Annotated in this window: 30 protein-coding genes; 8 read left to right on the top strand and 22 right to left on the bottom strand. The window is 62.0% G+C overall.

Annotated features, from left to right (window positions below; all coding sequences use genetic code 11):
• Positions 1–162: 162 nt before the first annotated feature.
• Positions 163–1,269: an aldo/keto reductase gene (locus NKI47_RS21120; RefSeq protein WP_352568697.1), complete on the bottom strand. Its 1,107-nt coding sequence runs from the start codon at positions 1,267–1,269 to the stop codon at positions 163–165.
• A gap of 54 nt (positions 1,270–1,323) precedes the next feature.
• Positions 1,324–1,752: a nuclear transport factor 2 family protein gene (locus NKI47_RS21125; protein WP_023674932.1), complete on the bottom strand. Its 429-nt coding sequence runs from the start codon at positions 1,750–1,752 to the stop codon at positions 1,324–1,326.
• Positions 1,753–1,866: 114 nt separating this feature from the next.
• Here NKI47_RS21125 and NKI47_RS21130 point away from each other — a divergent pair, with 114 nt between their 5' ends.
• Positions 1,867–2,805, top strand: coding sequence for a LysR family transcriptional regulator (locus NKI47_RS21130; protein WP_023674931.1), 939 nt, complete (start codon positions 1,867–1,869; stop codon positions 2,803–2,805).
• Here NKI47_RS21130 and tsf read toward each other — a convergent pair whose 3' ends face one another.
• The 5 genes from tsf to NKI47_RS21155 form a co-directional block, all read right to left on the bottom strand.
• Positions 2,806–3,729 (bottom strand): translation elongation factor Ts, encoded by a 924-nt coding sequence (gene tsf / locus NKI47_RS21135; RefSeq protein ID WP_352471655.1) that lies wholly within the window; start codon positions 3,727–3,729, stop codon positions 2,806–2,808.
• A 119-nt stretch (positions 3,730–3,848) separates the two neighbouring features.
• On the bottom strand, positions 3,849–4,646 hold the full coding sequence (rpsB, locus tag NKI47_RS21140) for a 30S ribosomal protein S2 (protein ID WP_031211288.1): 798 nt from the start codon (positions 4,644–4,646) through the stop codon (positions 3,849–3,851).
• Positions 4,647–4,850: 204 nt separating this feature from the next.
• Positions 4,851–5,129 carry a DUF4031 domain-containing protein gene (locus NKI47_RS21145; RefSeq protein WP_352455747.1) on the bottom strand — a complete coding sequence of 93 codons (279 nt, stop codon included), beginning with the start codon at positions 5,127–5,129 and terminating at the stop codon, positions 4,851–4,853.
• Between the two features lie 43 nt (positions 5,130–5,172).
• Complete coding sequence (locus NKI47_RS21150) at positions 5,173–6,471, bottom strand: lysophospholipid acyltransferase family protein (RefSeq protein ID WP_352593433.1); 1,299 nt, start codon at positions 6,469–6,471, stop codon at positions 5,173–5,175.
• A gap of 135 nt (positions 6,472–6,606) precedes the next feature.
• On the bottom strand, positions 6,607–7,434 hold the full coding sequence (locus NKI47_RS21155) for a cell envelope integrity EipB family protein (protein ID WP_023674927.1): 828 nt from the start codon (positions 7,432–7,434) through the stop codon (positions 6,607–6,609).
• 138 nt (positions 7,435–7,572) lie between these two features.
• On the opposite strand from NKI47_RS21155, the gene NKI47_RS21160 reads away from it, so the two are divergent.
• The 4 genes from NKI47_RS21160 (at position 7,573) to NKI47_RS21175 (ending at position 10,586) form a co-directional block, all read left to right on the top strand.
• The gene (locus NKI47_RS21160; protein ID WP_352593436.1) at positions 7,573–8,037 is read left to right on the top strand and encodes a RidA family protein; all 465 of its coding nucleotides are present in this window, start codon (positions 7,573–7,575) and stop codon (positions 8,035–8,037) included.
• A gap of 14 nt (positions 8,038–8,051) precedes the next feature.
• Positions 8,052–8,780, top strand: a complete 729-nt coding sequence (locus NKI47_RS21165; protein ID WP_023674925.1) for a glycerophosphodiester phosphodiesterase — start codon at positions 8,052–8,054, stop codon at positions 8,778–8,780.
• A 40-nt stretch (positions 8,781–8,820) separates the two neighbouring features.
• Positions 8,821–10,035, top strand: a complete 1,215-nt coding sequence (locus NKI47_RS21170; RefSeq protein ID WP_352593439.1) for a GNAT family N-acetyltransferase — start codon at positions 8,821–8,823, stop codon at positions 10,033–10,035.
• A gap of 119 nt (positions 10,036–10,154) precedes the next feature.
• Positions 10,155–10,586 carry an HIT family protein gene (locus tag NKI47_RS21175; protein ID WP_352593442.1) on the top strand — a complete coding sequence of 144 codons (432 nt, stop codon included), beginning with the start codon at positions 10,155–10,157 and terminating at the stop codon, positions 10,584–10,586.
• A gap of 96 nt (positions 10,587–10,682) precedes the next feature.
• On the opposite strand, the gene clpA is transcribed toward NKI47_RS21175, so the two are convergent.
• The 3 genes from clpA to NKI47_RS21190 form a co-directional block, all read right to left on the bottom strand.
• Positions 10,683–13,151 (bottom strand): ATP-dependent Clp protease ATP-binding subunit ClpA, encoded by a 2,469-nt coding sequence (gene clpA / locus NKI47_RS21180; protein WP_352593445.1) that lies wholly within the window; start codon positions 13,149–13,151, stop codon positions 10,683–10,685.
• Between the two features lie 6 nt (positions 13,152–13,157).
• The gene (gene clpS / locus NKI47_RS21185; protein ID WP_023674921.1) at positions 13,158–13,484 is read right to left on the bottom strand and encodes an ATP-dependent Clp protease adapter ClpS; all 327 of its coding nucleotides are present in this window, start codon (positions 13,482–13,484) and stop codon (positions 13,158–13,160) included.
• A gap of 274 nt (positions 13,485–13,758) precedes the next feature.
• On the bottom strand, positions 13,759–14,088 hold the full coding sequence (locus NKI47_RS21190) for a phasin family protein (RefSeq protein WP_352471661.1): 330 nt from the start codon (positions 14,086–14,088) through the stop codon (positions 13,759–13,761).
• Positions 14,089–14,386: 298 nt separating this feature from the next.
• Between NKI47_RS21190 and NKI47_RS21195 the strand changes: the two genes are divergently transcribed.
• On the top strand, positions 14,387–15,772 hold the full coding sequence (locus tag NKI47_RS21195; protein WP_352593448.1) for a D-alanyl-D-alanine carboxypeptidase: 1,386 nt from the start codon (positions 14,387–14,389) through the stop codon (positions 15,770–15,772).
• Positions 15,773–15,819: 47 nt separating this feature from the next.
• Here the strand turns inward: NKI47_RS21195 and NKI47_RS21200 are convergent, their stop codons facing one another.
• The 4 genes from NKI47_RS21200 to NKI47_RS21215 form a co-directional block, all read right to left on the bottom strand.
• A complete protein-coding gene (locus NKI47_RS21200) occupies positions 15,820–16,518 on the bottom strand; it encodes a DnaJ domain-containing protein (protein ID WP_352593451.1) in 699 nt (232 codons plus the stop codon).
• Complete coding sequence (locus NKI47_RS21205; RefSeq protein WP_352593453.1) at positions 16,518–17,249, bottom strand: vWA domain-containing protein; 732 nt, start codon at positions 17,247–17,249, stop codon at positions 16,518–16,520. The genes NKI47_RS21200 and NKI47_RS21205 overlap by 1 nt, the downstream gene beginning before the upstream one ends.
• Positions 17,250–17,373: 124 nt before the next feature.
• Positions 17,374–17,811 (bottom strand): DUF1489 family protein, encoded by a 438-nt coding sequence (locus NKI47_RS21210; RefSeq protein ID WP_023674916.1) that lies wholly within the window; start codon positions 17,809–17,811, stop codon positions 17,374–17,376.
• Positions 17,812–17,896: 85 nt separating this feature from the next.
• Positions 17,897–19,300 carry an L-serine ammonia-lyase gene (locus NKI47_RS21215; RefSeq protein WP_352448802.1) on the bottom strand — a complete coding sequence of 468 codons (1,404 nt, stop codon included), beginning with the start codon at positions 19,298–19,300 and terminating at the stop codon, positions 17,897–17,899.
• 170 nt (positions 19,301–19,470) lie between these two features.
• Between NKI47_RS21215 and NKI47_RS21220 the strand changes: the two genes are divergently transcribed.
• Positions 19,471–20,214: a DUF599 domain-containing protein gene (locus NKI47_RS21220; protein ID WP_352593457.1), complete on the top strand. Its 744-nt coding sequence runs from the start codon at positions 19,471–19,473 to the stop codon at positions 20,212–20,214.
• Here NKI47_RS21220 and NKI47_RS21225 read toward each other — a convergent pair.
• The 6 genes from NKI47_RS21225 to NKI47_RS21250 form a co-directional block, all read right to left on the bottom strand.
• On the bottom strand, positions 20,163–20,957 hold the full coding sequence (locus tag NKI47_RS21225) for a YdcF family protein (protein WP_352593460.1): 795 nt from the start codon (positions 20,955–20,957) through the stop codon (positions 20,163–20,165). The genes NKI47_RS21220 and NKI47_RS21225 overlap by 52 nt on opposite strands.
• Positions 20,958–20,986: 29 nt before the next feature.
• Complete coding sequence (locus NKI47_RS21230) at positions 20,987–22,552, bottom strand: amidase (RefSeq protein WP_352593462.1); 1,566 nt, start codon at positions 22,550–22,552, stop codon at positions 20,987–20,989.
• Positions 22,552–23,010: a GNAT family N-acetyltransferase gene (locus tag NKI47_RS21235; protein ID WP_023674911.1), complete on the bottom strand. Its 459-nt coding sequence runs from the start codon at positions 23,008–23,010 to the stop codon at positions 22,552–22,554. The genes NKI47_RS21230 and NKI47_RS21235 overlap by 1 nt, the downstream gene beginning before the upstream one ends.
• 7 nt (positions 23,011–23,017) lie before the next feature.
• Complete coding sequence (gene gatC, locus NKI47_RS21240; RefSeq protein WP_023674910.1) at positions 23,018–23,305, bottom strand: Asp-tRNA(Asn)/Glu-tRNA(Gln) amidotransferase subunit GatC; 288 nt, start codon at positions 23,303–23,305, stop codon at positions 23,018–23,020.
• 76 nt (positions 23,306–23,381) lie between these two features.
• A complete protein-coding gene (locus tag NKI47_RS21245) occupies positions 23,382–23,798 on the bottom strand; it encodes a hypothetical protein (RefSeq protein WP_352593464.1) in 417 nt (138 codons plus the stop codon).
• Between the two features lie 24 nt (positions 23,799–23,822).
• Positions 23,823–24,530, bottom strand: a complete 708-nt coding sequence (locus NKI47_RS21250; protein WP_023674908.1) for a metal-dependent hydrolase — start codon at positions 24,528–24,530, stop codon at positions 23,823–23,825.
• A 116-nt stretch (positions 24,531–24,646) separates the two neighbouring features.
• Between NKI47_RS21250 and ruvX the strand changes: the two genes are divergently transcribed.
• A complete protein-coding gene (ruvX, locus tag NKI47_RS21255) occupies positions 24,647–25,132 on the top strand; it encodes a Holliday junction resolvase RuvX (RefSeq protein WP_023674907.1) in 486 nt (161 codons plus the stop codon).
• Here the strand turns inward: ruvX and NKI47_RS21260 are convergent.
• Both NKI47_RS21260 and NKI47_RS21265 read right to left on the bottom strand, forming a co-directional pair.
• Entirely contained in the window at positions 25,099–25,410 is a 312-nt protein-coding gene (locus NKI47_RS21260; protein ID WP_023674906.1) for a DUF6105 family protein, read from the bottom strand. The genes ruvX and NKI47_RS21260 overlap by 34 nt on opposite strands.
• Positions 25,410–25,964 carry a hypothetical protein gene (locus tag NKI47_RS21265; protein ID WP_023674905.1) on the bottom strand — a complete coding sequence of 185 codons (555 nt, stop codon included), beginning with the start codon at positions 25,962–25,964 and terminating at the stop codon, positions 25,410–25,412. Before NKI47_RS21265 ends, NKI47_RS21260 begins: the two co-directional genes overlap by 1 nt.
• Positions 25,965–26,058 lie beyond the last annotated feature (94 nt).

Here is a 26,058-nt window from a genome sequence, read left to right on the forward strand (position 1 = left end):
CCCCGTGCTGGGGTGGCTCACCCCCGCGTCCGGCCCGGGCGCTCGGGGGGGCTCCGTGGGGCGGCCCCCCCTAAAGATGGGGGCGTCATTTTCAGCCCCGGCCCGCCCTCCCCCCCCCCCCCCCCCGAGCCGGAAAGTTGAGATCGTGGACCGCGATAGCCGTCAGCTCACGCCGGCAAAAGTGCCTCGCATGAGCAGATCCGGCAGATAGCTTGCCGGCTTACCGCCAACCGCCTGCCCACCGGTCAGGCCGCCTTGTATTTCAGGGCCGAAGAACGAATACGGAAAGGGCGTGACCGGCCGGCTCACCGCATCGAGCCGTGCCCGAAGATCTTCGGGAATGTCGAAATCAAGCGCGCCGAGATTGTCCTTGAGCTGGTCAAGCCTGGTGGCGCCGACGATGACGGACGCAATGCCTGGCCTGTTTGCCGTCCAGTTCAGGGCGACCTGCGCCATGCTGCGGCCGAGCTGGCCGGCAACCCTCTCCAGTTCGGCGACGATTTGCCAGTTGCGATCGGTGAATTTCTGGAAACCGGGATTGGTCGAACCACGCATTGTCTCCAGCCGGCCACCATCCTCGACGATTGTATCGAAACGGTATTTTCCGCTGAGCAGGCCGCTGGCCAATGGACTCCAGACCATGATTCCGGCGCCATAGCGCGTGCCGAACGGCACGAACTCGTGCTCGATGTTGCGCTCGGCCAGCGAATATTCGAGCTGAAGCGCCGAAACCGGTTCATAGCCGCGATGCTCGGCGACCGCCTGCGCCCGGCTTGCGTACCAGGCCGGCACGTCGGACAGACCGACATGCCGGATCTTTCCGGCGCGCACCAGATCGTCCAGCGTCCGCATCACCTCCTCCGGCGGCGTCAGTCTGTCCCAGGTATGGAGGATATAGAGGTCGATGTAGTCGGTGCCGAGCCGCTTCAGCGAACCGTCTATCGCCCGCAGGATGTTCTTGCGGCCGTTGCCCCCGGCGTTCGGGTTGCCCGGTTCGGCGTTGTAGGTGAATTTGGTACTGATCACCGCCTTGTCGCGCAGCCCACGCTCGGCGATGAATTCGCCGAGCCAGGTTTCGGCCGTGCCACCGGTATAGAGATCGGCGGTATCGAAGAAATTGCCACCGGCTTCGACATAGGCATCAACCAAGGCGCGCGCGGTTTCCTTCTCCGCGCCCCAGCCCCATTCCGTGCCGAACGTCATGGTGCCGAGCGCCAGGCGGGTGACACGCAGCCCGCTGTTGCCGAGCGTGTAGTAGGACATGGTCATGGATTTCTCCTGAAGTTTGAAAAGCGGGATTGAGGTCTTGCCTGGGATACGCAGTCAGGCCTTGGCCAGCGCATCGACCACCACCTGGAAGCGGCGCGGATCGAAATAATCGTGGTAGGTGCTGATCAGACCGCTCTTGAAGTGGAAAATCGCGATATTGCTGTTGGTGTATTCAGTGCCGCCGATCAGCACCGCGCGGTTCTTGTACTCAACGACGATCGCGTCCGAATCCGCTGCCGGATAGATGGCTGTCAGCTGCGAATCGAAGGATTCGAAATTACCGAAGAGGCCTCGGAAGGCCGCCAGGATCGCGGCTTTACCATCGATGCTGTTTCCAAATCCTGCCGGCGGGTAGAAGACAAGTATACGGCCATCTTCAGCCCAAAGGTCGCCCCATGCCTCAATGTCCTTGCGGTGCATCAGATCAAAGAATTTACGCACGGTCTCGAGATTACGGGTTCGTTCGGAATCGAGGTCGGTCATTAGACGTCTCCTTGGCTGCTCGGCGATTGCCGTGTGATGCAGCCAAAGATGCGCCCTCCTTTCTCCGCCGATAAGATTGCATTATCCGAATGGACTATGCGATATCATGCATGAATGGACCGCGATCTGCTTAGCCACCTACCTGTAATCGTTGCCGTCGCGCGGCGTGGCGGCTTCGCGCCGGCAGCCGCCGAGCTCGGCATGAGCCCGTCAGCGGTCAGCCATGCGGTTCGGCTGGTAGAGGAGCGAATCGGCCAGCCGTTGTTTGCCCGCACCACGCGCAGCGTCTCGCTGACCGAGGCTGGCACCGCGCTTGTCGCTGCGGCGGAGCCGGCGCTGGAAGACATTGCCGACCGGATCGAACGTATCCGCTCTGTCAAAGGCCGGGCAAGCGGACTGCTCAGGATCAACGCGCCGCGTTTGGCGCTGCCTCTGGCGCTGATGCCCATCCTGACGGCGATGGCGGAACGTTACCCTGACGTGACGGTGGAGATCGTCACCGACGAACGTCTGAGCGATATCGTCGGCGAGGGTTTCGACGCCGGCATCCGGCTGGGCGAGATGATCGCCGAGGATATGGTGACGGTGCGACTGACAGGGCCTTTCCGCAGCATCATCGTTGCCTCGCCGGCCTATGTCGGCCGGCGCGGGCGGCCATGGGCGTTGGCCGATCTCGCCGCGCACAACTGCATCGGCTATCGGCTGTTGCGATCACGTGCGCTCTATCGCTGGGATCTGTCCGATCAGGGCAAGGATATCAGCGTCGAGACACGCGGCAGCGTGGTCGTCAGCGATCCGCTGTCGGCAAGGGAAATGGCGCTTGCCGGCATCGGCCTCGCCTATCTGTTCGAGCCGCTTGTCAAGCCCGACATCGAGGCAGGCCGGCTGGTCGAAGTCCTTGGCGAGGCATCGATCGAGGAACCGGGACTGTTCCTCTATTTCCCGCGCCGCGCCGCGATGGCCCCGAAGCTCCGCGCCTTCATCGACACCGCGCAAGAAATCGGCCGGGCATCCTCGCGGATACCCGGCCGAAAAAGCCTTTCAAACGAATAGTTACTTCTTGACCGCTGCCGCGACTTCCGCCGCGAAATCGGTCTCTTCCTTCTCGATGCCCTCACCGAGCGCGAAGCGCAGATAGGCAGCGATTTTGGCTGGCGCCCCGATTTCGCTTTCGGCATCCTTCAGCGCCTTCTCGACGGTAATGTCGGGATTGAGCACGAAAGCCTGCTTGAGCAGCACGACCTCTTCATAGAACTTGCGCAAACGGCCTTCGACCATCTTCTCGATGATCGCTTCCGGCTTGCCGGACTGGCGCGCCTGGTCGGCGAAGATCGCCTTCTCGCGTTCCACTGCGGCCGGATCGAGCTCCTCGGTGGTCAGGGCCATCGGATTGGTGGCAGCGACATGCATGGCAACCTGACGGGCGAAGGCGTTGGCGGCATGCGCGTTGCCTGTCGTCTCGATGGCCACTAGCACGCCGAGCTTGCCAAGGCCGTCGGCGACTGCATTGTGAACGTAGGTTGCGACAGCGCCGTGCTCGACGGTGAGCTTGGCCGAGCGGCGGAAGCCCAGATTCTCGCCGATGGTGCCGACAGCGTCCTTGATGGTCTCGGCGACCGACTTGCCCGAGCCCGGATAGGGAGCGGCGGCAACGGCCTCGGTCTTGCCGCCATAGGCAAGCGCGACCTTCGCGACATTGGCGACGATCTCCTGGAACGCAGCATTGCGGGCAACGAAGTCCGTCTCGGAATTGACCTCGACAATCGCTGCCTCGCGGACGCCGGAATCTACGCCGATCAGGCCTTCGGCAGCGGTACGGCCAGCCTTCTTGTCGGCCTTGGAAATGCCCTTCTTGCGCAGCCAGTCGATGGCTTCTTCCATATTGCCGTTGGTCTCGTTCAACGCCGCCTTGCAATCCATCATGCCCGCGCCGGTCAAGTCGCGGAGTTCTTTGACCTGTGCAGCCGAAATGCTCATTGTCGCCTCTTTGTCTAAATGCACTGACGCACCATCGATTTTCGATGATGCGCCTGGTGCCGGTAGCGCTTACCGCGCCAACATATTGGAAAGATGAAGGCCGCAGCCGGCCTTCGCTACTATGCTTCCGGGGTCTGGGCTGCCGGGCTCTCGGCGGCCGGGGTCTGATCGAGCGCCGGTTCGACCGGAGCCTCGACCGATGCGCCGATATCGACACCGAGCGCGCCCTGCTGACGGGCGATGCCGTCGATAGCTGCCTTGGCGATCAAATCGCAATACAGCTGGATGGCGCGGGCCGCGTCGTCATTGCCGGGGATCGGGAAGTCGATCTTGTCCGGGTCGCAGTTGGAATCGATGATGGCAACGACCGGGATGCCGAGACGCTTGGCCTCGAGAATGGCGATCGCTTCCTTGTTGGTGTCGATCACGAACATCAAATCGGGCGTCGAACCCATATCCTTGATGCCGCCCAGCGCCTTGTCGAGCTTCTCACGCTCGCGGTCGAGGTTGAGGCGCTCCTTCTTGGTCAGGCCCTGAGCCTCGCCGGCCAGCATTTCGTCGAGCTTGCGCAGGCGCTGGATGGAATTCGAGATCGTCTTCCAGTTGGTCAGCATGCCGCCGAGCCAGCGCGAGTTGACATAGTACTGGGCCGAGCGCTGCGCGGCATCGGCGACGATGTCGGAGGCCTGGCGCTTGGTGCCGACGAACAGCACGCGGCCGCCCTTGGCAACAGTGTCGGAAACCTGCTTCAGCGCCTGGTGCAGCAAAGGCACCGTCTGCGAGAGGTCGATGATGTGTATGTTGTTGCGGGCGCCGTAGATATAGGGCGCCATTTTCGGGTTCCAGCGGTGGGTCTGGTGGCCGAAGTGAATGCCAGCTTCCAATAGCTGGCGCATGCTGAAATCAGGCAGAGCCATTCTTATTTCCTTTCCGGTTAGCCTCCACGGACACAGGCATTTTTGGACTTTGTCCTCGAACGCCACCGGAGGTTTCAGCCGGATTTCTCCCGGGCAGACACCAAAGTCCGTGTGTGGAATGAGCGCGCATATAGAGGGGAAGCGCGACAAACGCAAGCGTTGTGGCGTCTTGTGGTTCAGCGTGCGGCGATCAGCGCACCGGTGTCATCGCCGCATCTTCCCCTTCGGCACCCGCACACGCCGGAAAACGGCGACGATCTCCTCGCGGCTGCATTCGATGGCGCCTAACCGCACTGCGCGGTCGCGCTCGAACCCGGTTATGTCATAATGCGGTGCCGATGTCTTCGGCGGTCCTTGGTAGGACGCGCGCTTGATGCCGAGCTGCCCGGCAAAGCGATGCAGCTCGTCGGTGTCGTCTGCCAGCAGATGGCACCAGCGGTGGCCGATCCATTTCCAGATCGCCGCATCGACATAGACCGCCATGAGATTTGCCGCACTCCTTCATCTTGCGCCGACCAACACGCCGCTAACGATGATAGAAGGGATTGGCATAGAAAATGAAGCCGCCGCCGGCCTCGAGTTGCGTCATCGTCCTGGTGACGGTCTCCTGCATCCGGTCGTGCAGTTCGGCGAGTGCCTCCTCGACGGAGCCTTGATAGGCGTGCAAGCCTAGCGGCTCCGGTACCCGGACATAGGCGCGGCGTGGGCCTGCCGGCTGCGGCACGAAACGGTTGATCGTATCGCGCAGCGTACCCTTGCAATAGTCGTTGCGGATCCGCTTCAAATGTTCGGCGATCTCCTCCTGCGTGATGCGCGGATTGGCTGAAGCCCACGGCCCGACACGCTGCAGGCGCTGGATTGTATCTGCCAGCGTTCGGACCTGCTTCTGGATTTCGGTGCCGTCCATGTTCTCCCCCAGCCAGCGCCGCGACCGGCGCAAAAGCTCGGCAGTGTCGAGCGTGCCGGCGTCGACCGAGACAAGTTCGGCAAGGCGACGGCCGAGTTCGGTCAGCAGGTCCTTTTGACGTGCGTCGTACGAAGCCCGCTCATCGGACCGCAGGCCATATGCAGCCTCATCGCGCGACAGCAAGGTCGCATAGATATGATGGATGCGCTCCGGCAGCGAATTGGCGGCACGGCGTTCGATCTTCAGGCTGTGCTCGACATAGGCGCATTCCTTTGCCAGCGCTGCCTCGACATTCCCCGTGAAAGCAAGCTTCCAGATCACGGGCGCGATCCAAACCTTGAAGTCCGGATCCGTCAGGCGGCCGCGCTTCAGCGCCTCGAACCCCATTTCGACCGCGCCCGGCAGCAGCGGGGCAATGATGTTGGCATGCCAGCCGACACCGCCTTCGGGATGCAGGAGCACGCCGTGCCCCTTCAGCGCCCAGGCCACCGAATGTTCCTTGGCGGCCGCGCTGTTGCCCGGGATTTGCGCGATCAGATTGTTGGCCAACCAGAATTTCTGCATCAGCCGGCCAAGCCCGTTGACGACGCCGTGCGTGGCCCAGGATGCCGCCAGCGGGCTTACCCGCGAGACGACCTCCTTGTCGATCATCCAGTCGGTAAAGAATTCGGGATGGTTGGGCGTGATGAACGTCGCCTTGCCCGCGCCGCAACAAGCCTTCAGCCTTTGCCGGTCATTCTCCGGAAAATCGATGTGGCGGACATTGGCGACGCCGCGCAAACCGGCCAGACGGTTGAATGGCAACAGGTCGCGAAACCCCGGAACGCCGTGCAGCATGACAATCCGGTTGACGAATGTCATAGCGTTGATCAGCGTCGCATTGGGCCGCGGCGCCACAAAAACGTCGATCCTGCTCAACCTGCTCCCCCGCGGCCCATACTGTCATAAGACGTTGATAGGCAATTGCGGCATGCTCAAGTCGATGCGACTTGCCCCGCAAGATTAAGCGCTACCATCCCGGATAGCGGCCGGCGGCTTGCCGTTCACTCGAGCTTATTTAGACGGGCAGGTCTTTGGCTGATCGAACAGCGACAGATTGACCAATTTGCCGGTCATTGAGAACTCGCCATAGTCCATGACGAGATCGCGCGTGATGCCGTTCTTGTGCAGCTTGAAGCTGATCCGGTATTCCGGCACCTCCTCGCCGCCTTTGTCGGCATCATCGAAATAGGCGATGTCGACCGGCCAGTATTTGTCGGTGGCGAGCTTGGCCAGCGCCGGCGCTTCCGGATCGGCATTGTCGGCATCGGCTTGCTTGCCGACGACGACGGTGGTGGTCACCACCTTGTTGGCATCCTCAGAGCCGTCGAACAGGTTGGTTTCGTAGAAACGCTCGCCCTTTTCCGCCTTGCCGATCATTTCGACCATTTGCTGGGTCGGGAACTGGGTCGGCGCGAGTTCCAGGCTGTTCTTCTCGGGCTTGTCGATATCGACCTTGAGACCGTTGGCTTCCTTCGTTGCGGTACCCTTGACCTCCTTGTCGAGGTTCTGGTCGACAAAGGATTTGTTCACGAAGGAGAAGGTCTTGCCCTCGGCATCCTCGAAGGTGGTCATCTGCTGGTCGGTCAGCCTGGTGTTGTCGCTGGTTACGATCTGGGTCACCAAACGGAACTTTACTGTATAGCCCTCGCAAGGCGAGCCGTTGAACTCGTAGACCATGCGGCCGGTGATGCCGGTAATACCGGAACGGTCTGAAGCCTTGTCGAGTGAAATGTCGTAAACAGCACGATGCGCCTGCAGCGCAGGCACCGCAAAAGCGGGAGCCGCCCAGGAAGCCGCTGTCAAGAGAACGGCGTTGAATGCGAGGCGCGTTGCGCGCATGGGGTGCTCCGATCATCGCGGCTAATGGCAGGCCGCATGGAAAGATGGTCCAGCTTAAAAAAAGTCGTGGCGGAAGCGAGGCAAAAATAGCAATTTCGGCCCGGCCTGCGCGGCACCTTCAAGCAATAGGGAAATAGCATGAGCGAAACAATCGAAAAGCGGCTAAGCGATCTCGGCGTGACGCTGCCGGCCGCCGCCGCGCCCGCCGCCAATTACGTGCCCTATTGCCGGACCGGCAATCTGCTGTTCACCGCCGGGCAGTTGCCGCTCAAGGACGGCAAGCTCCAGGCGAGCGGACTGCTTGGCCGCGATGTCGACACCGCGACCGGCAAGGAAGCCGCAAAATACTGTGCGATCAACATATTGGCCCAGGCTCAGGCGGCACTTGGCGATCTCGAGAAAATCCGTCGCTTGGTGAAGATCACCGTCTTCGTCGCCTCGGCACCGGATTTTGTCGAACAGCATCTGGTTGCCAACGGCGCCTCGGATTTTCTCGCCGCCGTGCTCGGCGATCGCGGCAAGCACGCTCGCTCCGCCGTCGGCACCGCCTCCCTGCCGCTTAATGCCGCAGTGGAAATCGAAGCGATCTTCGAAGTCGAATGACCGGGACTGCAACCATGACCGATCTTTCCTGGCTGACCGCCCGGCCCGTCGCCCATCGCGGCCTCCACGACATGAACAAGACGCGCTGGGAGAACACCCTTTCCGCCTTCGCTGCGGCGGCCGAGCGCGGCTACGCGATCGAATGCGATGTGCACCTATCATCCGACGGCGTCCCCGTCATCATCCACGATGGCGATCTGCGGCGGCTGACCGGCGAGGACGGCTTCGTCTGGCAGCGTACGGCTGCAGAGATCACGGCGCTGAAGGTCGGCGGCACCGCCGACCATTTGCCGACGCTGCAGCAGGCGCTTGATCTGGTCGACGGCCGTGTGCCGATGGTTGTCGAGCTGAAAGGTGCTGCCGGGCACGACGAAGGCCTGGTCGAAAGCGTCGGCAAGATGCTCAAGCATTACAAGGGCAAGACCGCGATCATGTCGTTCGACCATTGGCTGATCCGCGAGTTCCCGAAATATGCACCCGGCATACCCGGCGGGTTGACCGCCTACGGCAACGACAACCACCTGATCGAGGCGCATTTCGCCATGCTGGCGCATGACATCGCCTTCACCTCCTACGCTGCCGGCGACCTGCCGAACCGGTTCGTCTCCTTCGTGCGAGAGAGACTCGGTATGCCGGTGATCACCTGGACCGTGCACGACCAGCCTGCCGTCGACCTGACCTTCAAATATGCCGACCAGATGACATTCGAAGGATTCGAGCCCGATCTGGTACGGCTTGCCTGAGCGGGCTTGTATGGGTCCGCAGCGAGCTTAAGTAAGCCTCATGGATCAAGGGGACGACTGCGAAAGACAAACGGCGAATGCGGAGCTGTCGATCCGCATCGCCGCGGGCATCGGCGCCTTTACCAGCGCTGAATGGGACAGCCTCGGCGGCACTACACGCGGCGATGCAGAATACGGCTACAACCCGCTTGTTTCATTGGCCTTTTTGAGCGCGCTGGAAGATTCCGGCTGCGCTGTTCGGCGCACCGGCTGGCAAGGCCATCACCTCAGGCTGGAAACCGCGCGAGGCAAGTTGCTCGGAGCGGTCCCCTGCTATCTGAAGTCGCACAGCCAGGGCGAATATGTCTTCGACGATGGCTGGTCGGACGCGTTCGAACGCGCCGGCGGGCGCTACTATCCGAAGCTGCAATGCGCGGTGCCGTTCACACCCGTCACCGGCCCTCGCCTGCTGGTCGGCAGGGGCGAGGACAGCCCCACCGTCAAGGCCGGTCTTGCGGCCGGTCTGAAGGCGGTGACGGATAAGCTCGGCGTGTCTTCCGCGCATGTTACTTTCGCGCCGGAGGACGACGTCCAGATATTGGCGGCGGCCGGCTTCCTGCATCGCACCGACCAGCAGTTTCACTTCTTCAACGAAGGCTTCTCGAGCTACGACGATTTTCTCGCAACGTTAGCCTCGCGCAAGCGCAAGGCAATGAAGAAAGAGCGGCGCGAGGCCCTCGCCGACGGCATCTCGATCGACTGGCTGACCGGCAAGGATCTGACCGAAAAGGCCTGGGACGACTTTTTCGCGTTCTACATGGATACCGGCAGCAGGAAATGGGGCCGGCCCTACCTCAACCGCGATTTCTTCTCGCTGATCGGCGAGCGCATGGCCGACGACATCCTGCTGGTCATGGCCAAACGCAACGGGCGCTACATTGCAGGTGCCATCAACTTCATCGGCTCAGACGCGCTCTACGGCCGCAATTGGGGCTGCATCGAGGACCACCCATTCCTGCATTTCGAGGTCTGCTACCATCAGGCAATCGATTTCGCCATCTCGCGCAAGCTGAAGGTGGTTGAAGCCGGTGCGCAGGGCGAGCACAAGCTGGCGCGCGGCTACCGGCCCGTGACGATGCATTCGGCGCACTACATCGCCCATCCAGGTCTGCGCAATGCAGTGGCCGACTACCTCCAGCGCGAGCGGCGCGAAGTCGAGCGGATGAGCGAATATCTGGAAGAGCACACCCCGTTCCGCAAGGACATGGCGGAGTAGGGTAGCGAGCCCAATCGCTCAGCCGAGCGGGCCGGCACGGCCGATGTCGACCGATCGTCTTGCCCGCCCGGAACAGCTTCGCTACACGAGACAGCGAGCCAAGAACCGGAGCGCGCGCCATGGCCGAAGCAACCTATGACAGCAGCAACATCTTCGCCAAAATCCTGCGCGGAGAAATCCCTTCGCACCGCGTCTACGAAGATGACGCGGTCATCGTCTTCATGGATGTGATGCCGCAAGGGCAGGGTCACACGCTAGTGGTGCCGAAAGCGCCGTCGCGCAACCTGCTTGACGCGGATCCGGCGGCGCTTGGCCCGCTCTTCGCTCACGTCCAGAAAATTGCGCGGGCCGTAAAGAAGGCCTTCGATGCCGATGGCGTCACGGTTATGCAGTTCAACGAACCAGCTTCGGGGCAGACTGTCTTTCACCTTCACGTCCATGTCATTCCGCGCTTCGAGGGCATTCCCCTGAAACCGCACAGCGGACAGATGGAAAAGCCTGAAGTCCTGGCCGAGAACGCCGGCAAGATACGGATGGCGCTGGCAAGCTGAACCGGCGCAAACCGCTCCGGCGGGCGCCGGGTGCTTAATCGGAAGGTGTCACAAAAAAAGCCCCGTTTCCGGGGCTTTTTTTGACTTGCGGATTCGTCAGTTCTTACGCGGCAGTTGCGGCACAAGGCTGCGCTTGCCACCATCCTTGCCTTTCGGCTCCGGCTTCTGCGCCACCGCCTTTTTCGCGGCGGGCTTTTTCGCCACCGCCTTCTTGGCCTTCGGCGCGTCGTCCGGCTCTTCCTTCTTCGGCTTCACCGGCGCCTCGTCGGCGAGCGATTCGAGCTTCAGGCCGGTCTCGCCGGTTTCCTTCTTCTCGACAGTGACACGTACTGTGCCGCCCTTCTTGAGCTTGCCGAACAGCACCTCGTCGGCCAGCGGCTTCTTGATGTGCTCCTGGATGACACGGCCAAGCGGCCGGGCGCCCATGCGCTCGTCATAGCCCTTGTCGGCCAGCCATGCGATCGCCTCCTGCGACAGGTCGAATGTCACGCCGCGCTCGGAAAGCTGTGCTTCCAGCTGCATGACGAACTTCTGCACCACCTGATGGATGACCGGCACCGGCAGCGAGCCGAACGGAATGATCGCATCGAGACGGTTGCGGAACTCCGGCGTGAACAGCCGGTTGATCGCCTCGACATCGTCGCCTTCGCGCTTGGTCGAACCGAAACCGATGGCCGCGCGCTGCGCGTCGGACGCGCCCGCATTGGTGGTCATGATCAGGATGACATTGCGGAAGTCGATCTGCTTGCCGTTGTGGTCGGTCAGCTTGCCGTGATCCATGACCTGCAACAGGATGTTGAACAGATCCGGATGCGCCTTCTCCACTTCGTCCAGCAACAGCACGCAATGCGGATGCTGGTCGACGCCGTCGGTCAGAAGGCCGCCCTGGTCGAAGCCGACATAGCCGGGAGGCGCGCCGATCAGCCGTGAAACGGTGTGGCGTTCCATATATTCCGACATGTCGAAGCGGATCAGCTCCACGCCGAGCGAGGCGGCGAGCTGCTTGGCCACTTCCGTCTTGCCGACACCGGTCGGACCCGAGAACAGGTACGAGCCGATCGGCTTTTCCGGTTCCCGCAGGCCGGCCCGCGCCAGCTTGATGGCCGAAGTCAGCGCGGTGATCGCGGTGTCCTGGCCGTAGACGACGCGCTTCAACTCGATGTCGAGACCTTGCAGCACCTTCTCGTCGTCGGCGGAAACCGTCTTCGGCGGGATACGCGCCATCGTGGCGATCGTCGCTTCGATCTCCTTGATGCCGATGGTCTTCTTGCGCTTGGCTTCCGGCACCAGCATCTGCGAGGCGCCGGTCTCGTCGATCACGTCGATCGCCTTGTCCGGCAGCTTGCGGTCGTTGATGTAACGCGCCGAGAGCTCGACCGAAGCCTTGATCGCCTCGCTCGTGTAGCGAACCTTGTGGAACTCCTCGAAATAGGGCTTGAGGCCCTTCATGATCTCGATGGCGTCCTCGACGGTCGGCTCGTTGACGTCGATCTTCTGGAAGCGCCGCACCAGCGCGCGGTCCTTCTCGAAGAACTGACGGAACTCCTTGTAGGTGGTCGAGCCGATGCAGCGGATCGCGCCGGACGACAGCGCCGGCTTCAACAGGTTCGACGCATCCATGGCGCCGCCAGAGGTGGCCCCTGCCCCGATCACGGTGTGGATCTCATCAATGAACAGCACGGCGCCGGGATAATCCTCGAGCTCCTTGACGACCTGCTTCAGCCGCTCCTCGAAATCGCCGCGATAGCGGGTGCCGGCCAGTAGCGTGCCCATGTCGAGCGCGAAGATGGTGGCATTGTGCAGCACTTCGGGAACGTCGCCCTCGACGATACGCTTGGCGAGGCCTTCGGCGATTGCCGTCTTGCCGACGCCGGGATCACCGACATAGAGCGGGTTGTTCTTGGAGCGGCGGCACAGCACCTGGATGGTCCGGTTGATCTCGCTCTCGCGACCGATCAATGGATCGATCTTGCCGGCCTTGGCCTTGTTGTTCAGGTTGACGCAATAGGCAGTCAGCGCGTCCTGCTGCTGCTTCTTCTTGCCGCCTTCCTCTTGCGGCTCGGCCCCGCTCTGGCCGCCTTGCTCGTCGTCGGCGCCGCGCGGCGTCCGCGTCTCGGAAGCGCCGGGGCGCTTGGCGATGCCATGCGAGATATAGTTGACCGCGTCGTAGCGGGTCATCTGCTGTTCCTGCAGGAAGTAAGCGGCGTGGCTCTCGCGCTCAGCGAAGATGGCGACGAGCACGTTGGCGCCGGACACCTCCTCGCGACCTGACGACTGCACATGGATCACCGCGCGCTGGATGACGCGCTGGAAACCGGCAGTCGGCTTGGAATCTTCATCGTAGCCGGTGACGAGGTTGTCGAGCTCGGTGTCGATATAGGTGAGGACCGTATGCTTCAACTCGTCGAGATCGACGTTGCAGGCACGCATGACGGCCGCCGCCTCGGTGTCGTCGATCAGGGCGAGCAGCAAATGTTCAAGGGTTGCATATTCATGGTGCCGCTCATTGGCGAGCGTCAGCGCTTGGTGAAGCGCCTTTTCCAGGCCTTGGGAGAAAGCCGGCATGTTACCTCACTTCTTCTCCATCACGCATTGCAGCGGATGCTGATTCTGTCGGGCGAAATCCATGACCTGAGCCACTTTGGTCTCGGCCACCTCGAATGTATAGACCCCGCACTCGCCCACCCCATGATTGTGAACATGAAGCATTATGCGTGTGGCGGCTTCGCGGTCCTTCTGGAAAAAGCGCTCCAGCACGTGGACCACGAATTCCATGGGTGTGTAGTCGTCGTTAAGAATGAGGACCCGATACAGACTGGGCTTCTTGGTCTTGGTTTTTGTGCGCGTGATGACGGCCGTGCCGCGACCGGCCTCATTGCCGTTGCTGCCGTTCTGCATTCGCACCACGTAGCTCGTGGCAGTCAAACCTGTAGTCACGTAGTCCTGCCTCTTTCGAATCCTCATGCATGCTCGACATGTAGGTGTTCGATGGACGATTTTAAGCCCTTCTGTTTAGCTGACAATATGGCTAGGTGGCCAAACTTGACCGATTTTTCAAATCGTGAAGACCGCAGGCCCCCGATTTCGAGCTGGCATGAAAAAACCCGGCCGCGCGTTCGCGACCGGGTCTGTCTTTGCAAGCCCAGGGGCCGGCTCGGAATGTTCGTCGAATTTACTTCGCCTTGGCGACGATCGATTCGAACGGCTTGTAGGCTTCCTTGGCGAGTTCGGCATAGAGATCGCCAAGCTTGGTGGCTTCGGTGACGAAGCTCTCATAGGACTGCTTGGCATAGTCGGACTGGATATCGATCGCCTTGTCCAGCGACTTGGCGGAAAAGAGCTTCTCAACAGCGGCGCTGCCGGCTTCGAAGCTTTTCTTGGTGTACTCGCCCGCCTCGGCGGCGATAGCCTGCGCACCCTTGGACAGCGAGGCGAAGCTCTTCAATCCGGTGTCCGCAAATTCCTTGCCGTATTTGCTGAAATCTTCATAGGTCTGGGTCATTTCACGCATTCCCTTGAACGGTTGCCTTGGACGATAGACGCGGCTTGTCCGGGCCGCGTTGTGCAATGCGTGTAAATATATTGTGCAGTGCACAAAAGTCAAGATTCCCGCGGCAATGCGGATCGTGAGCTGCCGGCAATCGCTAAGATTCGAATAAAGAGAAGCTCAATCCCACAGAAAATGGTGAACGCGGCGGTTACCATAAACGGATTGGTAACGCTGCCCGCGTTAGCGTGGCCGGAGGTGAGGCAGGACCCTTTGCCGCCTCCAAGGCAACGGAAATTCAAAGGAACTATCAGTGCGTAAGGCGTTGTCGGGCTTCGTTTCCAAATCCGCGTCCCCCCTCAAAACGATCATGATCCTCGCCATGGCGATGAGCTTCGTCGTCGCGGACGCGGCCTCATCCATGGCGGCCAAGTCGGCGGCCATCGTCATCGATGCCAAGACCGGCAAGGTGCTTTATTCGTCGGACGCCGATGGCCGGCGCTATCCGGCGTCGCTTACCAAGATGATGACGCTCTATCTGACGTTCGAGGCGTTGGCGAAGGGCAGGATCAGCAAGAATTCCCCGGTCGTGTTCTCGGCCAATGCCGCTGCCGAACCGCCGACGAAGCTCGGCGTCAAGCGGGGCGGCTCGGTCACGGTCGAGACCGCGATCCTGTCGATGGTGACCAAATCGGCAAACGATTCCGCAACAGCGCTTGGCGAGATGCTCGGCGGCAACGAAGCCAATTTCGCCCGCATGATGACCGCCAAGGCGCGGGCGCTGGGCATGAGGGGAACCGTTTTCCGCAACGCCAACGGCTTGCCTGATCCCGGCCAGTTCACGACCGCGCGCGACATGGCGATGCTCGGCATCGCCCTGAGAGAGCATTTCCCGCAATATTACGGCTATTTCTCGCAGCGCTCCTTTCTTTACGGGCGGCAGCGCATCAACGGCCACAATCGTCTGCTCGGACGCATCAAGGGCGTCGACGGCATCAAGACCGGTTACACCCGCGCCTCCGGTTACAATCTGGTCTCCTCGGTCTCGGATGGCGATCGGCGCATCGTAGCGGTGGTCATGGGCGGCAGGTCCGGCGGCAGCCGCGACAGCCAGATGGCCGGGTTGATCAATGCCTACATGCCGCAGGCGTCGTCGCGCGGCGGCGGCGTGCTGGTTGCCAAGGCCGGCGGCAATCCGATTTCAGCCTTGGCCAAGGTGCTTCTACCGAAGCATGACGCGCCGACACCGGACAGTAAGCCGGACGACGATGCCGTTGCCTCTCTTGTCGAGGAAAATGCGCCCGTCGTTGAAGAGACCGCTCCGGTCGTTCAGGCCAAGAGGGTCAAGACGACGGCTGTGTCGACGGTGGACGACGTGGCGACAGCCCGGGTCGCCGCAGCCTATGCCGAACCGGCGGCAGAGGTCGATCCGGTCAGCACGGCGTCGGTGCCATCCGGCTGGGCAATACAGGTCGCCTCTTCGCCAAAACAGGCCGAAGCGAAGGCTTTCCTCGACAAGGCGACGAAGCAGGCGCCCTCCGTTCTGACCGATGCCTCCGGTTTCACCGTCGCCTTCGACAAGGACGGTGTCACCTACTACCGCGCCCGGTTCGGTGGTTTCGGTTCGAAGACGGCTGCCTGGAAAGCCTGCAACGCTTTGAAAAAGAAGAAGATCGAGTGCTACGCCGTCCAGCAGTAAGCGGCGCGCGAAACGATATCTTTCCCGAAGTTCTGCGTCGAAGGAGACTAGTTGTGATTGGAGAGCAAGACGTCCTTGGCTTCATTGATCCGCGCCGCCAGGAAAGACGTGCCACCGATATCGGGGTGCAGGCGCTGCATCAGGCGGCGGTGCGCCTTGCGGACATCCGCCGCGGCAGCCCCCGCTTCAAGACCAAGGATCTTGTAGGCCTCCTCCTTAGTCATGGCGCCAGAACCTGGCGCAACACCCAGCCCTTCGCCACCATTCGCATCAGCGTCTTTGCGCCAGATGGGAAATCTGCCGTCAAGATACGTCTCTAGCAATTGGCGGCTCTCCGGATCGCCGGAGAGTTCGCGATAGAGTTGCTGCAATTCGGCAAGCCCCATCGAGCCAAGCATCTTGCCTTCATGGCGCCCAGCCAGCACAAGGCCTTCGAGGCCGCCGGTATCGTGATCGAGTTCCATCTCAAGCGCCGCCGTACGAACTGTGGAACGCTTGCCTGGTGCCAGTTTTGCCGCCGGCCGATTCATGCGCATGGAGCCGTACCAGGCGAGCGCAGCCGACAGGATCAAGCCGCCGATGCCCTCGCGCCCGACCAGCAGCACGGCGACGCCGACCAGCCCGAGCAGCACAGGTCCAAGCGTCCTCATGCCGCCTGCAAGCTTCGCCGGATCGGCGCGCAGGAAGACAGTGACCGTGCCGAGAAACACCAGAAGCAATGCTACGAAAGCGATAATCGCGCCCATCAGTTTCCGCCGCCCCGCATATGCTCGATCATCAGCCGATCCTCCGGCCTGCCCCGGGCCTCCAGTGCTTTCAGCCCGCCGGTCGCAAACACGGCGACAGACGAAAGCAGGCCGGCCAACGTCGCGGCAGCCCGCCGATCGAACCGGAACCAGGCCCCTTTCGACAGCCGCGCAATTTCCTTGAACGCCTTTTCCGCAGCGGCATCATGGCCCTCCTGAAAGACGAAGACAGGAACGCCGTGCAGACCGAGGCTGCCGGCCTTTTCGGCCAGATCATCTATGTTTTCTTCCATCGCGTCGCCGATATAGACCAGCGCGTTGACCTTGGCCGCCGCCGTCTGTTTCAGCGCATGGGCGAGCACCTTGCCGATCTGGGTATGGCCGCTGCGGCAGTCGATGCGCGTCATCAGCTGTTTCAGAGCTTCGGTATCGGTGACGAATGCGGACGAGCGGCACTCGCCAAGGCCGCGAAAATAGACAAGTTGAACCTTGAGCGCCCCGGCCTTGCCGACGGCGTCGAACATCTCGGCCTGCAGCGCACAGGCGAGATCCCAGGTCGGCTGGCGGCTCATCGTCGCGTCGAGGGACAGGATCAGCCTACCTGAACCGGTGGCGGATGCAGCGAGCGTCCTTGCCTGACGGAGAAACGCGTCGATCTCGCCGGTGCTCGATTGAGACTCGACCGGCGCAGGATTGGCCTTTGCAGACACGGGCTGCTTCTTGTCGCTCATGACATTCAAGATGTGGCGTTGTTCCCCGGCTTGCAAGCCCAGATGAGGCGACCTGGAGGACCGGTGATGATGGCACCTGCGGACAACGCTTCGGCTGGTGGTCTTGGCGTTGCGTTTCTTGGCGTCAGAGCAGGCCGAGATCGGCAAGCTCACGCCTGAGCTTCGGCGGCATCTCGATCAGCCCGGCTTTGCCCTTGCCGAGATCGGCCGGCGCGTCCGCCGGCTTCAGGTAGCGCCACCCCTGGAATGCACGGCGCGGTTGCCAGTCAGTGCGCACGACCTCGGGATCGAGGATCAGATGGCAACGGCCGATGCCCTCGTCATCGGTGAAGGGCCGGATTTCGGTGATCAGCTGGCGGCATTGGACATTGCCCTTGATCACCCAGTAGAGCGAGCCGCCGCCGGTAATCTCGGCGCCACGCGTCGGCACCATGCGGGTGGTGTGGTAGTGCTCGGCCGGTTCGCCGGCGCGGCGCCGCTCGTCGAGACGGAAGGCAATCCACTCTTCCAGATCCTCGACGCTGTCACAGCCGACGCAAAGCTTTATGAGATTGAGAGACATCGTTTAAGGTTTAGTCCAGCACGCGAACGCGTCAACGGCCTGATCGACTTCTCCACAGTGGTGGTCCATGCCGCCAGATTGGCGCTCAACACTCCACGACATTGACGGCCAATCCGCCAAGGCTGGTTTCCTTGTACTTTTCGTTCATGTCGAGACCGGTCTGGCGCATCGTCTCGATCGCGGCATCGAGCGGCACGAAATGAACGCCGTCGCCCTTGATGGCCAGCGAAGCGGCGGTCACCGCCTTGACGGCACCAAGCGCGTTGCGCTCGATACACGGCACCTGCACCAGGCCGCCGACCGGATCGCAGGTCATGCCGAGATGATGTTCCAGCGCGATCTCGGCAGCATTCTCGACCTGCTCGGGCGTGCCGCCCATGACGGCGCACAATCCCGCCGCAGCCATTGCCGAAGCCGAACCGACCTCGCCTTGGCAGCCGACTTCCGCCCCCGAGATCGAAGCATTGGTTTTGATGATGCCGCCGACGGCCGCCGCCGTCAGCAGGAAATCGCGGATGCTGGGCTGGTCGGCTTCGGGATGGAAATGCAACCAGTAGCGCAGCACTGCGGGCAGAGTGCCGGCCGCCCCATTGGTTGGCGCGGTGACGACACGGCCGCCGGCAGCGTTCTCCTCATTGACCGCCATCGCATAGATCGACAGCCAGTCGTTGGCGAGCAGCGGGTTGGGCCGGTTCTGCTGCCATTGCTCCTGCAGCTTGTCGTGCAGCATCCGGGCACGGCGGCGCACCTTGAGTCCGCCCGGCATGATGCCGTCTTGCGACAGGCCGCGCTCGATGCACCCCTTCATGGCGCTCCAGATGCCGTCGAGGCCGGCGTCGAGCTCCCCGCGCGACATCTGCGTCTCCTCGTTGACGCGCTTCATCTCGGCAATGGAAAGCCCGCTTTTCGCTGCCATGGACAGCATTTCGACGGCGTTCTTGAACGGATACGGAACCTTCTTGCCTTCGGTTGTCGCCGAGCCCCTTGCTTTCATCCGCTGCAGTTCTTCCTCGGACACTACGAAGCCGCCGCCGATCGAATAATAGACGCGCCTCAGCAGCAACCGGTCGCCGGCATCATGGGCAGAGAAGGCCATGCCGTTGGCGTGACCCGGCAGCGGCGTCTTGCGATCCAGCACAAGATCCGTTGCCGGGTCGAAACGGTAGGACGGATGGCCGGGCGGCGAAATCCGCTTCTCGGCGGCGATGCGAGCGACGATGCCGTCTGCTAGGTCGGGATCCACCGTCTGCGGCGTCTGGCCGGCGAGGCCGAGCACCACGGCACGATCGGAGCCATGGCCGATGCCGGTATAGGCGAGCGAGCCATGCAGGCTGGCCGCGATCCGGTCGACCTTGGCGCCGGCCGGGCGCGGCCAGTCGTCTCCCGCAATCTCGTCGAGAAACCGCCGCGCGGCCGTCATCGGCCCCATCGTGTGCGAACTCGATGGGCCGATGCCGATCTTGAACAAGTCGAAAACCGAAAGGAACACGTGGGCGTTTTCTCCTGGGACCCTGTTGAGATCTACATATAGGAATTCCCATGATGTTTTCCGCTGTTTTAAGGACCGCCGCGCTGCGCCTGCCGACCTCGTTTGCTCCGGCAGCGACATTCCAGCTTCGGCCATCGAAGCGTCCCCTCCGCCTGTGGTAAAAGCAACGCATGAGCGATTCCTTTCATCTATCGATGGCCGACCTTGCGGCGCTGGGGTTCTTCCTTGCCGCGTGGGTGCTGCATACGCTCGCCGCCGACGGAATGCTGGTCAGCCGCATGTCGCTGACGAGGGCTATGAACGCGCAGCGCGAGGCCTGGATGCGGACCATGGCCGAACGCGAGATCCGCATCGTCGACACCGCTATCATGAGCGGGCTGCAACAGGGGACCGCCTTCTTTGCCTCCAGTTCGCTGATTGCGATCGGCGGCTGTTTTGCCCTGCTCGGCGCCTCCGATCAGGTTCTGACCGTGCTCAGCGACCTGCCGTTTGGCGCCACGTCCTCACGCGCGGCCTTCCAGACAAAAGTGTTCGGGCTGGTGCTGATCCTGGCCTTTTCCTTCTTCAAGTTCGGCTGGGCTTACCGGCTGTTCAACTATTGCTCGATCCTGATCGGCGCCGTGCCGATTCCACATGGCGAGGCGTCGCGCAATCCGGTCACCGAAACGGCGGTGTGGCGTGCCGCGCGCATGAACATGCTGGCCGGAAAGCATTTCAATTCGGGCCTGCGCGGCGTGTTCTTCTCGATCGGCTATCTCGGTTGGTTCGTCGATCCCACCGTCTTCGTGCTATCGACGCTGCTGCTTCTGGCGGTACTGGTGCGCCGCCAGTTTTTCTCGGCGGCGCGGCAGGTGGTGCTCGGTCAGCCGCCCGGTCCGGGGAAAGGCCGATCGATGCGGCCCGACAGCCAATAGGCGGTGAGCCCTATCCATTCGCGGATCGCAACAGTGGTGACCTCCAGCCAGTCGCCGGGATAAGGCAAGGTGCCGATGCTTTCCTTGCCGGAAGTGCGATAGTCGACCGGCCACGGAACGGTCGAAAAGCCGGCTTTGTCGAACAGCGCCTTGGCGCGTGGCATATGGAAGGCCGAGGTCACCAGCAACCAGGTTTCGCCCGATTTCGGCGTCACCAGTTCCCTGGTAAAGACAGCGTTCTCGTAGGTGCTGCGGGATTTGTTCTCGAGGATCAGCCGATCGGCCGCCACGCCGAAAGCGGCAAAAAGACGCGGCGCGGTATCTGCATCGCCTTCGCCGCCGCGGAACGTTTCGATGCTGCCACCGGAGATAACGACTTTCGCTGTCGGAAAGCGCCGCGCCAGCACGACCGCCTCGACCATCCGGTCGCCGCTGGAGTTCATTTCATAGCCGCCACGCACCAGATTGACAGCGCCATCCAGACTGCCGCCAAGCACTATGATACCGTCAACCTTTTCCGGCAGCGGCGGCCTGGGGAAGCGTTCCTCCAGCCGATTGAGCATCATGGGGCCGAGCGGGCTCCATGTCGAAACCGCCAGAATGAGGAAGGCAAGAGCGCTGCCGGCGGTCGCCAACCGTCGCCGCCCGAACATCGCCGCGACCAGCCCCGCCAGCAGCAGGAAGATCGCGAGATTCAACGGCTCGACGAAGAACCCGAGAACCTTGGAGACATAGAAGAACATCCCTCACCCCCCTCAGATGAGAAACGATCTTACCACCATTTTTCCGGCTGAAATGTGCCGGCCGCCTTTTCGATGACATGGGCAGTCTGGAACAGCGTTTCCTCGTCGAAGGGCCGGCCGATCAGCTGCAGGCCGAGCGGCAGCCCCTTGGCGTCGAGCCCAGCCGGAACCGCTATGCCGGGCAGGCCGGCCATGTTCACCGTCACCGTAAAAATGTCGTTGAGATACATCTTGACCGGGTCGGCGGCCATGTCCTCGTCGGCGATGCCGAAGGCGGCGGAAGGCGTTGCCGGCGTCAGGATGACGTCGACGCCTGCTGCAAACACATTTTCGAAGTCACGCTTGATCAGGGTTCGAACCTTCTGCGCCTGTAGATAGTAGGCATCGTAGTAGCCGGCGGAAAGCACATAGGTGCCGATCATGATGCGGCGCTTGACCTCCCGCCCGAAGCCGGCGGCGCGGGTCTTTTCATACATATCGACAATGTCCTTGCCGGGCACGCGCAAGCCATAGCGGACGCCGTCGTAACGGGCGAGGTTGGACGAGGCTTCGGCCGGCGCCACGATGTAATAGGCCGGCAGCGCGTATTTGGTATGCGGCAGCGAGATATCGACGATCTCGGCACCAGCATCCCGCAGCCAGGCAATGCCTTTCTGCCACAGCGCCTCAATCTCCGCGGGCATGTCGTCGACACGATATTCCTTGGGAATGCCGACCTTCATGCCCCTGATCGGGCGGCCGATCGCCGCCTCGTAGTCCGGCACCGGCAGGTCGACGGACGTCGTGTCCTTCGGGTCGACCGAAGCCATCGACTTCAACAGGATCGCGGCATCGCGCACGTCGCGCGCGATCGGCCCGGCCTGGTCGAGCGACGAGGCGAAGGCTACGATCCCCCAGCGCGAGCAGCGGCCATAGGTCGGCTTGATGCCGACTGTGCCAGTGAAGGCGGCGGGCTGGCGGATCGAGCCGCCGGTATCGGTGGCGGTGGCGCCGGCGCAGAGGAAGGCCGAGACCGCTGATGCGGAGCCACCGGACGAACCGCCCGGCACCAGTTGGGCATTGTCCAACGTGCGCGCGGTCCTGGTGCCGCCCGCCGAAACGAAGCCGCCCTCGCCCTGATGTGTCGTCGGCATCACCACCGTGTCGAGGCGCGAACGCCGCCACGGGTTGATGACCGGCCCGTAATACGAGGTCTCGTTGGACGAGCCCATGGCGAACTCGTCCATGTTGAGCTTGCCGAGCATGACGGCGCCATCCGCCCACAGATTGGCGGTGACCGTCGATTCGTAGCGCGGCTTGAAGCCGTCCAGCACATGGCTGCAGGCCTGGGTGTGGACGCCTTCGGTGCCGAACAAATCCTTGATGCCGAGCGGGATACCCTCGAGCGACCCGCCCTCGCCCTTGGCCAGTTTCGCGTCGGAGGCCTTGGCCATGTCGCGCGCCTTGTCGTCGGTGACCACGACGTAGGCATTGAGCGCCGGATTGGCTCGCTCGACCGCCGATAGATAAGCCTCGGTGATTTCGGTGGCGGTGATCTCCCTGGAGCGCAATTTGGCGCGGGCCTGCGAAATCGTCAGCTGGGTCAGGTCGCTCATCAGGCAAGGCTCTTTTCGTAAAACACCGACCACTCGGAATCGGGATAATTCAGCACCGGCCCGCAACGCGAAAAACCGGCGCGTTCGTAGACGGTCCAGGCGGCGGGATGACGGTCGCCCGTCTCCAGCACCAGACGCTTAAGCCCTTCTTGGCGCGCCAGCGCCTCGATACGCTCGACAATCTTCGCGCCGATCTTGTGGCCGCGATGCGAAGGTCGCGTATACATGCGCTTGACCTCGCCTACGACAGCATCGTGGCGCTTCAGTGCGCCGCAACCGATGGCAAGGCCGTTGTCCCGGGCGATGAAGACGGTCGTGTCGCGGTCCGCCATCTGCTCGACCGTCAAATGGTAGCAATGCTCCGGCGGCGTCAGCTCCAGCAATGTGGCGTTGAGCTCCTCGACCAGCCCACGCACATCGTCCTGCAGCGGCGTCTCAGCCGCGATGTCGATTGCCATCAGCCTGCTACTCCACGACCTTCGGCACAAGGAAGAAATTCTCTTCGGTCGCCGGTGCATTGGCGACGATGTCGGCTGCCTTGCCGCCGTCGGTGACGACGTCCTGGCGCTTTTTCATTGCCATCGGCGTGACTGAGGTCATCGGCTCGACGCCGGAAACATCGACCTCGTTCAACTGCTCGACAAAGCCCAAAATGGCGTTCAATTCGCCGGTCATGCGCTCTGCATCCTCCTCGCTCACCGCAATACGGGCAAGATGCGCGACGCGCTTCACGGTTTTTATATCAACGGACATGTTTGTGCCTCGGGGAAAACCAGCGCTATAGCGGCGCGGCGCGTGCCGCGCAACATGCATCGTGCCATCAACTGCCCTATGGCATCGCCACGCCGTCGCAGAGGAAATAACTGCCGCCGTTGCCGCTCTGCTCGCCTTCGTCGGCGGCAGGCCGAACCGATACCAGGTCGATCTGCTTCGGGCTCATCTGTGTCAGTGAGAGAACATCGGGAAAGACGTAGCCCGGCTCCTGGCATATAGCGATCACCGCCCAGCTTGGTGAGCGTGTCGCTTTGGTGATCTGCAGGAATTCACAATTATATTCGATGCTTTCCAGGCCATTTGCCGACAGCACGATATTGCCACCCTCGATCACCGTCTGCAGCGTATCCTTTTTGGCCTGCGCGCAGAGGTCCTCCGATTGCAGATAGACGCCCTCGATGAAATTTTCTGCGGCCAGCGTCGGCGACGCGGCAACCAGCATGGAAAGGCAAAGAGAATTTCTCAAGCGCATCGTATTGTTCCGGACCGGCTTTCTTTACAGCGTAATCGTCTCGCCGATCTTCGGCAACGCAACTTTCACACCCGATCCATCCAGCCCGGCCACGAATTTGTCGGCGGTCTGATCGATCATCGGAAATGTGCCGAAGTGAGCGGGAACGACCGTCTCGAACTTGAAGAAACGCTGGCAGGCAAGGGCTGCTACCGCGCCACCCATGGTGAAGCGGTCGCCGATCGGCACGATGCCGATCTTCGGTTCGTGCAACTCGTTGATCAGCGCCATGTCGGAAAAAATGTCGGTGTCGCCCATATGATAAAGCGTCTTGTCCTCGGGAAAGTGCAGAACGAGCCCACCCGGATTGCCGAGATAGGTATTCTGGCCACCCTCGCCCGGAAAGGACGATGAATGCAGAGCCTGAACGAAGGTGGTGGTGAAGCCGCCGCAATCGACGGTGCCGCCGATATTGCCGGGATTGATCTGCTTGTCACCGACGCCCTTGCCGACCAGGTACATGCAAATCTCGAAATTGGCGACCAGCATCGCGCTGCTCTTCTTGAGCACTTCGATGGCGCCGCTGATGTGGTCGCTGTGGCCATGGGTGAGCAACACGTGCGTGATCCCTTCGGCCGGCCCTTCCCAGCCGCCCGTCCATGATGGATTGCCGACCAGATAGGGGTCGATGAGGATTTTCGCGCCTTCGATTTCGATTCGGAATGCCGAATGTCCGTACCAGGTCAGTTTCATCAATGCTTTCCTCGATTTTTGCTTCGGTAGAGGATAGAACGCCGACGGCGAAATTAAAGTGCCGCGCACGCTTTGCGCGTATAGGACGTGCGGCGTCGCGGTCAAAGGAAAAGCCGTTGGGCATCATCACCATCGAGGAGTTGCCGGCCCGGCTCGGCGGCGGCAAGACCCTGGCCGGTCTCGACCTCGGCGACAAGACAATCGGCGTGGCGGTTTCCGACCGCGGCTTGTCGTTCGCCCACCCGCGCCCCGTCATCATGCGCAGGAAATTCTCGCTCGATGCCGCAGTGCTGCTCGCTCTGTTGCAGAAGGAGAATGCCGGGGCCGTGGTGATCGGCCTCCCCATCAACATGGACGGCTCCGAAGGCCCGCGCGCCCAAAAATCCCGCGCTTTCGTCCGCAATATGGCTGGATTGACCGATCTGCCCTTCCTCTTTTGGGACGAACGACTGTCGACGGTGGCGGCCGAGCGGACGCTGATCGAGATGGATTTTTCCCGCAAGAAACGCGCCGGCAAGATCGATTCTGCTGCGGCCGCTTTTATCCTCCAGGGTGTTCTCGACCGGCTTCAGGCGCTCGGCGTCGATGCCTGGTCGAAATAGCGGTTGCGCATCGCCGTGATCCAGCCACCAATCGCCTTGCGGCGGCGAAATGCCCAGAACGCCACCAGCAGCAGCCCATCGAACACGCAAGCTTTCGCCACCATCCCCGGAATAAGCGCCGGATCAACGCCGAGCATCTGTCCATAGAGCTGGAAGACGAGATCGTGTAATTGGCGGCTCAGCACGACATAGCCGAAATTGATGTCGTTGAGCGACAGAAAGAACCAGCCCCAAAACAAGAGGAGCGGAGCCGCCCACAGCGCGAACAAGGTGCGCATCAGCGGTCATCCCTCGAATCCAGCCGGCCGGAAATGCGGGCAAGCGAGGAATTATGCGCCGCTGCCTTGGCCATGACATGCGCGGCCGCTCGGATTTCGCCGGTCCCTGGAGCTGCCGCGGCAACGGTCGACCGCCGCTCCGCGAGCACCGCGACATAGGACGCCAGAAGTGCCGCCAATTGCACCGCGACAATCATGAACAGCCCATTGATGCCTTGCGCGGCGCCGCCGATGACGATCAGCGACAGCACGCCCAAGGCGGAAATGAAGGCGATTCGCATGACGCTATCGGCGGGATCCGGGTTGGTCGTGTCGCTGGTCAGTGCTTCAACAAAGGCCCAGCAGAACAGCACCGCGACGACAAGCAGTGCCACGGCGAGCGGCGCCACGACGACGGCGTTTTCGAGATCGGCAGATCGAGTGTTCTGGACGGGAACGCCCAGTACGCCAAGGGCCGTCGCCACGCCTCGATTCCCGTCGATGCAAATGAACGCCAGCAGGGCGAAAACGGCCGCCCAATGCAATGCCAGAAAAGAGCTCAGAATATGCCGCATGACGCTCCTGCTTCGCAGGGCAAAGCCGCTCAAGCTGAACAATCCTTGCCTTAACCATAACACTGGGCTTTGCCATCGGCCGCCGCAATGGAAA

Origin of the sequence: Mesorhizobium sp. M0633 (assembly GCF_040320645.1) — a bacterium.
Taxonomy (GTDB): domain Bacteria; phylum Pseudomonadota; class Alphaproteobacteria; order Rhizobiales; family Rhizobiaceae; genus Mesorhizobium.